The sequence below is a fragment of the Caulobacter sp. FV2ye17ST genome, from assembly GCF_058680955.1.
The window spans coordinates 784,557-796,558 of record NZ_CM178727.1; the positions used below are offsets into that span (position 1 = coordinate 784,557).

Below are 12,002 nucleotides of genomic sequence, written 5' to 3' on the forward strand. Positions count from 1 at the left end.
GCCCGATCCGGCAATCTCTCCCAGACTCGGGGGAGGGCGCCATGACGGATCAAACGAAGACTGACGAACTGGGCGCGCCGGCGACGGGGCCGCGCGGGCGGCTTGAGGCGGTCGACATGTTGCGGGGCCTGGTCATGGTGGTCATGGCCCTGGACCACCTGCGCGACTTCTTCCACATCGACGCCCTGAACTTCGATCCCAGCGACCCGACCCAGACCAGCCTTGCGCTGTTCCTGACCCGCTTCGTCACCCATTTCTGCGCCCCGACCTTTGTCTTCCTGTCGGGTGCGTCGGTCTGGTTCCAGCTGCAGCGGGGCAAGGGCAAGCCGGCGCTGAGCCGTTTTCTGCTGACCAGGGGGCTTTGGCTGATCCTGCTGGAGGTCTTGGTGGTCAGCCTGGCGATCGGCCTGCGGCCGGGCCTGTTCTTCCTGCAGGTGATCTGGTGCATCGGCCTGGGGATGCTGCTGCTGTCGGCGCTGATCTGGCTGCCGCGCGGGGTCTCGCTGGCGCTGAGCGCGGTGATCGTCGTCGGTCACGGCCTGCTGGCCCTTGTCCCGCTTGAGCAGTTTGGCGCCTTGGCGCCCGTGGTCGCCCTGGCCACCCGACCCGGTCTGGTCCCGGTCGGGGTAGGCCTGTTCATCCTCTATCCCTTCCTGGCCTGGATCGGGATCATGCTGCTGGGCTACGGCCTGGGTCCCGTGTTCCTGATGGACAAGGCCCGCCGCACCCGCTGGCTGCTGGTTCTCGGCGTCGGCGCGATCATCGCGTTCCTGATCATCCGGGGCCTCAATGGCTATGGCGATCCCGCGCCGTGGAAGGCGCAAGCTGACGGCCTGCGCACGGCGATGTCGTTCTTCCAGATCAGCAAGTATCCGCCGTCGCTCGCCTATGCGCTGATCACCCTGGGTCCGGCGCTCCTGATGCTGCTGGCCCTGGAGCGACTGAAGGGACCGCCGGCCAAGGTGCTGGTCACGTTCGGGCGCGTACCGCTGTTCTATTACCTGCTGCACTTCTTCGCGGCCCACCTGCTGGCGGCGGCCGTGGGGGTGGCGATGGGCTATCCGTTCTCGGCCTTCGTCTGGGGTCCGAGCGGCCCGGATGCGCAGGCCCTGCGGGGCTGGGGCTTCCCGCTGGGCGTGGTCTATCTGATCTGGATCGCCGTGGTCGCCGCGCTCTATCCGCTGTGCCTGTGGTGGGCGGGGCTGAAGGCGCGGCGCAACGACTGGTGGCTGAGCTATCTTTAGGTCCCGAACTGGATGAAGGGCACCTTGTTGAACAGCTCGCGCTCCGCCCCTCGCGGGTCATCCGCCATCTCTGAAGCCGGCGTGTTGAACACCATCGTCTGGCGGCGGGGCAGGGTATAGGGCTCCCAGGCCGGGATCGCGGCGGTGTTGGGATTGCCGGTGCGGGCAAAGGCGATGAAGGCGTCGCTCATCTGGTTGGACATGGCGATCGAGTCTGCGCCGCCGTCGGCCAGCGAGCCCTTCGCGGTCACGGTGCCGAACACCAGGGCGATGTCGATGGTGTGGGGCGCGCCCCAGACGCCGCCGTCGCGGGGCGAGCGCCAGTCGACCTGATAGACATAGGCCGGCGCGCCGGCCCGGGCCCGCTCCTCGGCCTGGATGATCGCCGCCTTCCACGAACGTCCCGCCGTTGAGGCGGCGAAGAACACGTCTGATGGCGAATAGGCCGGATAGATCCTGCGGTAGGCCGCCACGACGGTGGCCGGGTCGATGTCGATGCGGGCGTTAAACTGGCCGGGCAGGCGGGCGATCACCTCGTCCCAGGTCAGGTCCAGCATCTTCTTGTCATAGCCGACGAAGCCGCGCGTCTCGTCATGGGTGTTGCCGCACATCATCGGCACGTTCAGGCTTTGCGGCGCGGCGTCGGGGAAGAACGGGTGGCGGGTCAGGGAGCGCTCGTCCAGCACCGGACCCATATAGACGCCGCCCGAGCCTGCGATGGGGTCGATGGCCTTCAAGCCGTTGAGAAGCTGATCGGCGGGCAGGGCGCGCAGGGCGGCCAGATCCTTGACCTCCAGCTTGTCGAGGAACAGCTGCGCTCGCTTGGTGGCGTTGAACGGGCCGCCGGCCGTGACCTGCTGGCCGCTCATGGTGGCGGCGCGGTGGAACAGGCCCTTGGCCGTGGGCATGGCCATCAGGGTGGCGATCTTGGCCCCGCCGCCGGATTGCCCGAACACCGTGACATTGGACGGATCGCCGCCGAAGGCCGCGATGTTGTCGCGCACCCATTCCAGGGCCAGGACCAGATCCATCTGGCCGACATTGCCGCTGTCGGCGACGCTGGGATCGTCGAACAGGCGCGCCAGATACAGGTAGCCAAAGGCGTTGAGCCGGTGATTGACCGTGACCACCACCACTTCGCCGCGCAGGGCCAGCTTCGTCCCGTCATAGAGTGGGCTGCCGCCGGAGCCGCCGTTGTAGGCGCCGCCGTGGATGTAGAACATCACCGGCCGTTTGACCCCGTCGGCGAGACCTGTTTTGCCGGCTTTCGCGGGCGTCCAGACATTCAGGAACAGGCAGTCCTCAGACAGCGTCTCGCCGTCCTCGCCCTTGCCGGTTTGCATAGAGGCCGCGCCATAGGCCAGGGCGTCCTGCACGCCGTTCCAGGGCTGCGGCTTGACCGGCGGCATGAACCGCCGCGCGCCGCCGGTGTCGGCGCCATAGCGCAGGCCCTTGAAGACGTGGACGCCCCCGGCTGTCGCGCCGCGCACCTTGCCGGCAGTGGTGGCCACGACGGGCGAGGCGGAGGTCGTCGCCCAGCCCGCGGACGGCGCCAGGGCGGCCGCGCCCACGGCAATCAGCAGGCCTCGACGGTCGAGAGTCTGGCGGGTGTCCATGGGTGTCCTCCGGCGGCTTCTGGCGAGCTTGGGGAGCAGAGGTAGCATGTGACACCGGTGGCAATCCACACCGGCGCATCACTTACAGGCTTTTAACGTGCCCTCGGCGAACGCGCCGATTAGGAGGCGGGGAAGTCGGTTGGGAAACCCCTGTTATGCTGAAACCCGTTCGCGCCGCCCTGGCGGCTGTCGCCCTGTGGGCCGTCGCCGCGCCCGCCTTCGCCTACGATCCCGCGCCGTGGATCCAGGACGCCCGGCAAATCCGGGCCGCGTTGGACACGCGCTACCCCAATATCGAGTGGCTTAGGGTCGATCGCGGCCTGAACCTGGACAGCAGTTTCCAGGCATTGGAGGGCGGGCTGGAAAAGGCGTCTTCCGAGGTCGAGGCCCGGGCGCTGATGGACAAGGCGCTGGCCAGTCTGGCCGATGGCCATGTGCGGATTGACTGGGCCAAGGCCGCGCTGGCTTCAAGCGACATCCGTCCCGGTGATGGCCTGCCTTGCGCAGACCTGCGACCTCAGCGCACGCGGCTGCCGGCCGCCTCGGGTCTGCCTGGCTGGACAGCGCTCGACAGTGGCGAGGGCGCGCGCGAATTCCCCGGCGGCCTCGTCACCATTGATGGCCGCAAGGTCGGGGTCGTTCAGATCGTGCTCTTCATGGCCGATCGGGCTGTGTGCGACGCCGCGGCGGCCGAGCTTAAGCTGCCGATGGACAAGCCGTGCGATGGCGGCTGCGCGCAGCGTTTGGATGCGGCCGTCTATCAGATCCTGACCGACCGCTTCGGCGCGCGGCTGCAGGCCATGAAAGTGGCCGGTGCCGAGGTGCTGATGATCGACCTGACCGGCAACGGCGGCGGCCGCGAATGGGCCGAGGTCGCCCTGCGCATGGTCACGCCTGTGCGGGTGAAGAGCGGACCGGTTCGCCATGTCCGCTCGCCCCAGGCGGCCAGCCAGTTGGACAGCCTGGCTGAGGACATCGAGAACAACATCAGCCAGGAGCGCGGCGCGACCCGGGCTGACCTGCTGCGTCAAGCGGCCGACCTGCGGGCGCGCGCCGCCGAAGCGCGCCGGCCGTGCGACCCGGCCGCCGACAGGAGCTGCCCTCTGCTGATCGACGCAGGCTATGGCAGCGGCGTCTGGGCGTCGGCCGATCCGGCCGCCCTGGCGGACAAGCCCTGGGGGCAGTCGGTTTTCCAGCCAGCCAAATGGACCTGGCGAGAAGGCGTCTGGTCCGGTCCCCTGATGGTGCTGGTGGACGGCAAGTCGGCCAGCGCCTCCGAGGAATTCGCCGCCGTGCTGCAGGACAACAAGGCCGCCGTGATCGTTGGGGCTCCGACGCTGGGCGCGGGTTGCGGCCACGCAACGGACGTCGGCCCCCTGACGCTGAAGAACAGCGGCGGTCGCTTATCTCTACCCGATTGTCTGCGTTTGCGCGCCGACGGCTCCAATGAGATCGGCGGGGTCGAGCCGGACGTTCTGGTCGGATTCCGCGTCACGGACGGTCCGGCGCTGAAGGCCCGCCGTCTGGCGGCCCGACTGCCCGAAGCCGTGGCCAGGGCGGTCGCGGGTCGCTAGAGCGCCCGCACCGCCCCGGCGTGCTCGGCGATCACCGCCAGGGTCGAGACATCAGCGTCGAACACCCCGAACAGGCCCTGTTCCTCCTGCGGCGGATCGCCGACGAAACTGATGTCGCCCTTCTTGAACCAGGCGTCCGGCTGCTGGGCGCGGCCCTCGCCGTTCCAGGCCCAGAAATTGGTGCCGGCTGTTGGTCCCCCGGCCTTCATGTCGGCCAGGGTCATGTCGTAGATCGTGCGATAGAAGCGATCCTTGAAGGTTGCCGGCGCACCGGGCTCGAAGACGCGCTCGTCCCTGATCAGGCCGAACTCCTCGATGACCAGCGGCTTGTTCAGGCCCTTGGCCAGGGCGATGTGGCGGGTGACATAGTCGCGGCACTGGGCCTCGCCCGCGTCGTAGGTGCCCGGCTGATCCTTGAAGTCGATCCAGCTCCAGTTGTTGGGCCAGACGTGCAGGGTCATGTAGTCGATGGACGCGGGCTTGTGAGCCTCGACGACGCAGGACTCGCGCTCCAGGCACCCCTTTGAGCCCTCGCTGCCGGTCGAGACCAGGTGATTGGGATCGAGGGTCTTGATGTAGGCCGCCGTCTCGTCGATCCAGCGGTAGTAGGTCGGCAGGTTCCTGACGCCGAAGTCCTCGGTCCCGCCCGGGCGCGGCTCGTTGGCCAGCTGCCAGGCCATGATCGTCGGGTCGTCCCGATAGGGCTTGCCGGTGACGGTGCTGGTCCGTCCGACCACGGCCCGCACGAAGTGGCGGAACATCGCGTTGGCCCTGGCGTCGCCGTAGAAGCGGGCTGAATAGTCGGGATAGGCCGGCCAGGGATGGGCCGGGTCGCCCTGCTGGAACCAGGTCCCGTTGCCGGTCCAGTTCAGATAGGCGGGCATGCCGCCCGACCAGTCCCAGAAATTGTTCAGATAGATCACGGCCTTCATGTCGCGCCTGGCCATCTCGGCCAGCAGGACGTCGAGACCGGTCAGCAGGTCGGCGCTGTAGTCCTCGCCGGGGCCGCGGAAGGTGGGGTCCATCGCCACCTTGGCCGGCGACGTCTCACCCGAACCCAGAACCCGCAGGTTGGTCACGCCCAGGTTTTTCAGCTTGTCCAGCTCGCGGCCCAGCCGGGCGCGGTCGCCATAGGCGGCGGGCGAGCCCAGCCACGCGCCGTACCAGAGATTGCCGCCGACGAAGCGGTAGGGCTTGCCGTCGAGAACAAGCTTGCCGTCGGCCACGCCGACGAAGCCCTTAGGCTTGGCGGTTGCCGCGCCCAGGGCGGGCGAGGCGGCGAGAGCGGCCAGGAGCGCGCGGCGGGAAAGGGTCATGGGCGTCCTCCGGAACGCGCTCTGAGGGCGCGTGCCGGAGGACCATGCCGTGTCTCGATACCGCTAACAACCGCCTGGTGGCGGTTGTTGCAGGGCTACAGGTTCAACAGCGCCGGATCGCCGCCCTGGGCCGTGATGTTGATGCTCAGCGCGCGTTCGACGGCGTAGCGGAGCAGGGCGTGCGGGCCGCCGGCCTTGGGGCCGGTGCCCGAGAGGCCTTCGCCGCCGAACGGCTGCACGCCGACCACCGCGCCGGTCATCGAGCGGTTCACATAGGTGTTGCCGGCCGGGACCAGGCGCTGGACGTCGGCCGCGAAGCTTTCGATCCGAGAGTGGATGCCCAGCGTCAGGCCATAACGACGGGCCGCCAGGGCGCTGGCCACGTGTTCCAGGTCCTCAGGCGCGTAGCGGACCACGTGCAGGACTGGGCCGAATACCTCGCGCTCCAGGAAGTCGCCGCCCGGGATCTCGGCCAGGACCGGGGCGAAGAACGTGCCGGCCGCTGGAGTTTCCAGGGCGTGCAGGATCCTGGCTTCGCGCTTCAGGCGCTCCAGGTGCTTTTCCAGCGCGCCCTTGGCGTCGGCGTCGATCACCGGGCCGACATCGGTGACGGCCAGGGCCGGATCGCCCAGCACCAGCGCGTCCATGGCGCCCTTGAGACCGTCGATGATGTGGTCGGCGGTGTCGTGCGGCAGGAACAGCAGGCGCAGGGCCGAGCATCGCTGGCCGGCCGATCCGAAGGCCGAGACGATGACGTCGTCGATCACCTGCTCGCGCTGGGCGGTGGTGTCGACGAACATGCCGTTGAGGCCGCCGGTCTCGGCGATGAACGGCACGATCGGGCCCTGACGCTGGGCCAGCGTCTGGTTGATCCGCCAGGCGGTGTCGGTGCCCCCGGTGAAGGCCACGCCGTCCAGCTCGTCATGAGCCGTCAGCACCGCGCCGACGGTTTCGCCGCGACCGGGCAGCAGGGCCAGCAGGCGTGGGTCCAGGCCGGCCGCGTGATAGAGCTTCACCGCCTCCGTGGCGATCAGCGGGGTCTGTTCGGCGGGCTTGGCCAGCACGGCGTTGCCGGCGGCCAGGGCGGCGGCGATCTGGCCGGTGAAGATGGCCAGCGGGAAGTTCCAGGGGCTGATGCAGACGAAGACGCCGCGACCGGCCAGGCGCAGGACGTTGGTCTCGCCGACCGGACCTTTCAGGATCTCGCCGTCACCGAACTGATCCTCGGCCAGCACCGCGTAGTAGCGGCAGAAATCGACGGCCTCGCGGACCTCGGCGATGCCGTCGCTGAGGGTCTTGCCGGCTTCCCGCGACAGGATGGCGATCAGGCGGTCGATATTGGCTTCCAGCGCGTCGCCCATGGCGCGCAGAACCCTGGCGCGGGCGGCGCCGCCCGAGCGATCCCAGGCCGGCTGGGCGGCGCGAGCCAGCTTGAAGGCCTGGTCGATCTGGGGGAGCTGGGCCTCTGAGACCACACCCACGACACGGGCGGTGTCCGACGGGCTGACCACCGGCTGCGGCGCGGCGCCGGCCGTCATCTTGCCGCCGACCAGCGGGCCGGCCGAAAGGGTCACGCTGTCCAGCGCCGCCACGGCTACGGTCAGGCGTTCGCGCTCGGCCATGATCGACAGGTCGATCCCGGCGGAGTTCAGGCGACGGTGGCCATAAACGTTTATCGGGGTCGGGATCTTGGCGTGACGGTCGGGGTGGGCCTCGACGGCGTCGATCGGATCGACGACCACCTTTTCCACTGGCACCCGCTCGTCGAGCAGGGCGTGGACGAAGCTGGTGTTGGCGCCATTTTCCAGCAGGCGGCGAACCAGATAGGGCAGCAGGTCCTCGTGGCCGCCCACCGGAGCGTAGGCCCGCAGGGTGATGCCGTCATAGAGGTCGTCGGCGGCCTTGTAGAGCGCTTCGCCCATGCCGTGCAGGCGCTGGTGCTCGATCTTGACGCCGGCGTTCTTGGACATCCGCACCACGGCCGCCAGGGTGTGGGCGTTGTGGGTGGCGAACTGGGCGTAGAGGTGCGGCGCGGCCTCGACCAGGGCCTTGGCGCAGACTAGGTAGGAGAGATCCGTGGCGGGCTTGGTCGAATAGACCGGATAGTCCGGGCGGCCGGCGACCTGGGCGCGCTTGATCTCGCTATCCCAATAGGCGCCCTTGACCAGGCGCACCATCAGGCGGCGGCCGGTGTCCTTGGACAGGGCCGTCAGGCGCGCGATCACCTCGGGGCAGCGCTTCTGATAGGCTTGGACGGCCAGGCCCAGACCGGTCCATTGGCCCAGCTCCGGCTCGCGGCACAGGCGGTCCAGCAGTTTCAGCGACAGCGCCAGGCGGTCGGCTTCCTCGGCGTCGATGGTGAAGTTGATGTCGTATTTGGCGGCGATCAGGGCCAGGCGCAGGACGCGAGGATAGAGCTCGTCCCAGACGCGGGCTTCCTGCGTGGCCTCATAGCGCGGGGTCAGGGCCGACAGCTTGACCGACACGCCGTGACCGGCCTCGGGACCGACGCCGTTCGACAGCTTGCCGACCGTTTCGATGGCGTCGGCATAGGACGTCTCGTAACGCGCGGCGTCGGCCGCGGTACGGGCGCCTTCGCCCAGCATGTCGAAGCTGCAGATGTCGTTGTCCTGCGCGGCGCGCTTGATCGCCGCCTCGATGGTGCGGCCCAGCACGAACTGTTCGCCCATGATCCGGATGGCCTGGCCGACGGCCGCGCGGATGACGGGCTCGCCCAAGCGGCCGGCGATCTTCTTGATGAAGCCGGGCAGGTCCTTCTGGGCCTGGTCGTCGGGCTCGACAATCTTGCCGGTCAGCATCAGGCCCCAGGTCGAAGCGTTGACGAACAGGCTGTCGCTGCCGCCCAGATGGCTGGCCCAGTCGGCCGAGCCGATCTTCTCGGCGATCAGCTTGTCGCGGGTGTCGTCGTCGGGGGTGCGCAGCAGGGCCTCGGCCAGGCACATCAGGGCCAGACCCTCGCGGGTGCCCAAGGAGAACTCCTGCAGGAAGCTCTCGACCACGCCCTGCTTGCGGACGCTGCGGCGCGCGCCGCGCACCAGGGCCTCGGCCTCGGCGCGGACGGCGGCGCGGTCCTCGCTTGAGAGGGCCTTGGAGGCCAGCAGGTCGGCGATCACGGCCGCTTCGTCGCGATACTTGCCGTTGTCGAGGCTGTCCCAGTCGGTCATGCGGTTCGCCCTTGGGGAAGAATGATGATCAACGGTATATGTAGGCTGAGATCGAATGTGCTTCGTTTGTAGCGCGTCAACGCCGTAGAAAATTCAGAGCCGGCTACGTCGAGCGCATGTTTGCTCCAGCCGAGACGCCGCGATGTCGCCGCCGCTGGGCCCAGGATCAGAATGACGCTGAAAGAGAGAGGTGGGAAGGGACGCGACTAGGGGGGAGACGCGCGTCCCTTCCGCTCTCGGCGACACCCTGGGGGAAAGGCGTCGCTGGTGTCCCCCAATCAGGGCAGGGACAGGTCTTCGAGGGTTCCGGGTGCCGTCTGGAGGAACGGCGGTGCGAAACCGGCTAGGACGGAGATTGGTGTATCGCCACATTCACTGAATGTGCTCTGGTTTCGATAATTATTTTCCGAACAATCTTCGATGAAAGGCGCAAATGGCCAGTTCCGCTCTTGATGACACCGATCGCCGGCTTTTGCGGGTTCTCCAGGCCGATGGCCGCATCACAAATGCCGAGCTGGCCAAGCAGTGCAACCTGTCGCCAGCCGCCACCTTCGATCGGGTGCGACGCCTGCGCGAGCGCGGCTTCATCACCGGCTATGCCGCCCTGCTGGATCCGGCCAAGGTTGACCGCGCGCTGCTGATCTTCGTCGAGGTGATGCTGGAGCGCACGACAGGCGAGGTCTTCGAAGACTTCGCCGCCGCCGTCCGCCGCGCGCCCGAGATCCTGGAATGCCACATGGTGGCGGGCGGCTTCGACTATCTGATCAAGGCCCGGGTGCGCGACATGGAGGCCTATCGCGGCTTCCTGGGCGACATCCTGGTCAAGATGCCCGGCGTGCGCGAGACGCGGACCTATGCGGTGCTGGAAGAGGTCAAGAGTACGGTGCAGTTGCCGCTTTAAGGCGCCAGCTCGGCTCGGACCGTGCTCGCGATAAAGCCGCCGCCCAGCACGCGGTCCGGATCGGCGGGATCGTAAAGCACGCAGGCCTGGCCCGGGGCGACGCCCTCTTCGTGAGTGTCGAACACCACGCGCAGGTCGCCGTCGATCATGGCCAGGTGACCCGGCACGGGTTCGCGGGTCGAGCGGACGCGGGCCAGCACGGGCTGGCCGGCTTCCGCCGCCGCTTCCAGGCTGTCCTGAACGCCCAGCCAGTTGCCTTCCTTGAGCACCAGCGAGGCCGTCAGCAGCGCCTCGCGCGGTCCGACGATCACCTGGCGCCTGTCGGCGTCGATGCGGACCACGAACAGCGGATCGCCGACGGCGATGTTCAGGCCCCGGCGCTGGCCGATGGTGTAGCGGGTGACGCCTTCGTGCCGGCCCAGCACACGGCCGTCCATGTGCACGATGTCGCCCGGGATCGCGCCATGCGGCCGGATGCGGTCGATCACCGTGGTGTACTTGCCTTCGGGCACGAAGCAGATGTCCTGGCTGTCGGGCTTGTCGGCGATGGTCAGACCCAGTTCGGCGGCGACGCGACGCACTTCGCTCTTGGGCATGTCGCCCAGCGGGAAGCGCAGGAAATCCAGCTGGTCGCGCGTGGTGGCGAACAGGAAATAGCTCTGGTCCTTGGACGGATCGCCGGCCCGGCGCAACTGCGGCCGATTCCCGGACATGCCGCGTTGGACATAGTGGCCGGTGGCCATGGCTTCGGCGCCCAGGTCGCGGGCCACGTCCAGCAGGTCGCGGAACTTGACCGTCTGGTTGCAGCGCACGCACGGGATCGGCGTCTCGCCGCGCAGATAGGCGTCAGCGAACTCCTCGATTACCTGCTCCTTGAAGCGGCTTTCGTAGTCGAGAACATAGTGCGGGATGCCGATGCGCTCGGCGGCCATGCGGGCGTCCAGGATGTCCTGGCCCGCGCAGCAGGCGCCCTTCTTGGCGATGGCCGCGCCATGGTCGTAGAGCTGCAGGGTGACGCCGACGACGTCATAGCCGGCCTGGGCCAGCAGGGCGGCTGTGACCGTGGAATCCACGCCGCCGGACATCGCCACCACGACGCGCGCGCCAGCGGGCAGGCCCACGGCGTCGCGGGCCATCGCGACAGCGCGGTCGGCCAGGGCCTCTGGATGGGCATGATCGAGGATGTCGGCGTCCATCGCGGCCATATAGCGCCTCAAGGCCGTCTTTGCGAGGTTTGGTCTATTTCAGGACGTTGAGTAGCGACGAGCTCTGCAGGCTGGCGAACACCTGAGCCGCGGCTTGAACCGCCAGCTGGGCGGCTTCGAGCCGGGTCACGGCCTCGGCCATGTCGACATCGACGATACCGCCCACCATGCCGGTCAGGGTGTCGGCCTGGTCCTTGAGCTCGACGCCGGCCGTTTCGAACCGCTTCTGCACCAGGCCGTTCTTGCCCTGGGTATTGAGCGCATCGGTATGGGCGTCCTTGAAAGTCGCCACCATGCCCTTGAGGAAGTCGTGCTGGGCGCTGGTCAGGGGGCTGCTAAAGGCGCCGTTCGCCTCGACATAGGCCTGCACCTGCTTGAAGGCGTCGAAGGCCTTTGTGCCCAGGGCGTCGCCCAGAACGCCGGTTTGCACGGTGGTCTGCTGGTCGATGCGGTTGGTGGCGATATAGGTGTCGTTCTTGAAGAGGTCGGCCGTCGTCGGCGCGGCGGTCAGGTCAGCCAGGGTGCTGGCGGTGGTCGGAGCAGTGTCGGTCAGGGCGCCGGCGAATACATATCGGCCGTTCGACTTGGTGTTCAGACCCTGCGTGACGTTGCCGAAAGCCGCTTCCAGCTGTTGCATCAGGGTGGCGCCGCCGGCCGCCATGGCGTTCTCGATCGCCGCCCGCCCGGTTTGGATGCCGTCCGCGACCTGGCCGATGCCTGTGTCCTGCATGTCCAGTCGGTTGGCGACCAGCTTGGTCTGGTCGATCAGGCCGTCGATCTTGGCCTGGGCGCTGCGCATGGCGGTCAGCACCTCGGCGTTCTTGGAATAGCCCTTCAGGTCGTTGGCGACCTTCTGGCTGGCGACCTGTTCGCCCAGTATGTTCTGGCGCTGCTGGGCGCGCATCAGGTTGCTGGTCATGATGCTGTAGTTGGAGCCGGTTGAGACGCGGGTCATCGGTCA

8 protein-coding genes are annotated in these 12,002 nt (G+C 68.1%); 3 read left to right on the forward strand and 5 right to left on the reverse strand.

Features of this window, described 5'->3' with window-relative positions; genetic code table 11:
* The first annotated feature begins 41 nt into the window (after positions 1-41).
* The gene (locus tag ACW17V_RS03875; protein ID WP_492107572.1) at positions 42-1,244 is read left to right on the forward strand and encodes an acetyltransferase domain-containing protein; all 1,203 of its coding nucleotides are present in this window, start codon (positions 42-44) and stop codon (positions 1,242-1,244) included.
* Here the strand turns inward: ACW17V_RS03875 and ACW17V_RS03880 are convergent.
* Positions 1,241-2,860: a carboxylesterase/lipase family protein gene (locus ACW17V_RS03880; protein WP_492107573.1), complete on the reverse strand. Its 1,620-nt coding sequence runs from the start codon at positions 2,858-2,860 to the stop codon at positions 1,241-1,243. The genes ACW17V_RS03875 and ACW17V_RS03880 overlap by 4 nt on opposite strands.
* Positions 2,861-3,015: 155 nt before the next feature.
* Between ACW17V_RS03880 and ACW17V_RS03885 the strand changes: the two genes are divergently transcribed.
* A complete protein-coding gene (locus tag ACW17V_RS03885) occupies positions 3,016-4,434 on the forward strand; it encodes a S41 family peptidase (RefSeq protein ID WP_492107574.1) in 1,419 nt (472 codons plus the stop codon).
* Here the strand turns inward: ACW17V_RS03885 and ACW17V_RS03890 are convergent.
* Together ACW17V_RS03890 and putA are read right to left on the reverse strand one after the other, a co-directional pair.
* Positions 4,431-5,750 carry a glycoside hydrolase 5 family protein gene (locus ACW17V_RS03890; RefSeq protein WP_492107575.1) on the reverse strand — a complete coding sequence of 440 codons (1,320 nt, stop codon included), beginning with the start codon at positions 5,748-5,750 and terminating at the stop codon, positions 4,431-4,433. The genes ACW17V_RS03885 and ACW17V_RS03890 overlap by 4 nt on opposite strands.
* Before the next feature lie 95 nt (positions 5,751-5,845).
* Positions 5,846-8,935: a bifunctional proline dehydrogenase/L-glutamate gamma-semialdehyde dehydrogenase PutA gene (gene putA, locus ACW17V_RS03895; RefSeq protein WP_492107576.1), complete on the reverse strand. Its 3,090-nt coding sequence runs from the start codon at positions 8,933-8,935 to the stop codon at positions 5,846-5,848.
* Positions 8,936-9,368: 433 nt separating this feature from the next.
* On the opposite strand from putA, the gene ACW17V_RS03900 reads away from it, so the two are divergent.
* Positions 9,369-9,836: an Lrp/AsnC ligand binding domain-containing protein gene (locus ACW17V_RS03900; RefSeq protein WP_419254370.1), complete on the forward strand. Its 468-nt coding sequence runs from the start codon at positions 9,369-9,371 to the stop codon at positions 9,834-9,836.
* Here the strand turns inward: ACW17V_RS03900 and mnmA are convergent.
* Together mnmA and ACW17V_RS03910 are read right to left on the reverse strand one after the other, a co-directional pair.
* Positions 9,833-11,041, reverse strand: coding sequence for a tRNA 2-thiouridine(34) synthase MnmA (gene mnmA, locus ACW17V_RS03905; protein WP_492107577.1), 1,209 nt, complete (start codon positions 11,039-11,041; stop codon positions 9,833-9,835). The two genes, ACW17V_RS03900 and mnmA, sit on opposite strands and share 4 nt — an antisense overlap.
* Positions 11,042-11,075: 34 nt before the next feature.
* Complete coding sequence (locus ACW17V_RS03910; protein ID WP_492107578.1) at positions 11,076-11,996, reverse strand: flagellin; 921 nt, start codon at positions 11,994-11,996, stop codon at positions 11,076-11,078.
* Positions 11,997-12,002: the final 6 nt, after the last annotated feature.

What these genes read in the sequence shown, in the direction of transcription:
- ACW17V_RS03880 (WP_492107573.1), bottom strand. Translation starts at nt 2,860, where the DNA reads ATGGACACCCGCCAGACTCTCGACCGTCGAGGCCTGCTGATTGCCGTG.
- ACW17V_RS03875 (WP_492107572.1), top strand. Translation starts at nt 42, where the DNA reads ATGACGGATCAAACGAAGACTGACGAACTGGGCGCGCCGGCGACGGGG.
- ACW17V_RS03900 (WP_419254370.1), top strand. Translation starts at nt 9,369, where the DNA reads ATGGCCAGTTCCGCTCTTGATGACACCGATCGCCGGCTTTTGCGGGTT.
- ACW17V_RS03890 (WP_492107575.1), bottom strand. Translation starts at nt 5,750, where the DNA reads ATGACCCTTTCCCGCCGCGCGCTCCTGGCCGCTCTCGCCGCCTCGCCC.
- mnmA (WP_492107577.1), bottom strand. Translation starts at nt 11,041, where the DNA reads ATGGCCGCGATGGACGCCGACATCCTCGATCATGCCCATCCAGAGGCC.
- ACW17V_RS03910 (WP_492107578.1), bottom strand. Translation starts at nt 11,996, where the DNA reads ATGACCCGCGTCTCAACCGGCTCCAACTACAGCATCATGACCAGCAAC.
- putA (WP_492107576.1), bottom strand. Translation starts at nt 8,935, where the DNA reads ATGACCGACTGGGACAGCCTCGACAACGGCAAGTATCGCGACGAAGCG.
- ACW17V_RS03885 (WP_492107574.1), top strand. Translation starts at nt 3,016, where the DNA reads ATGCTGAAACCCGTTCGCGCCGCCCTGGCGGCTGTCGCCCTGTGGGCC.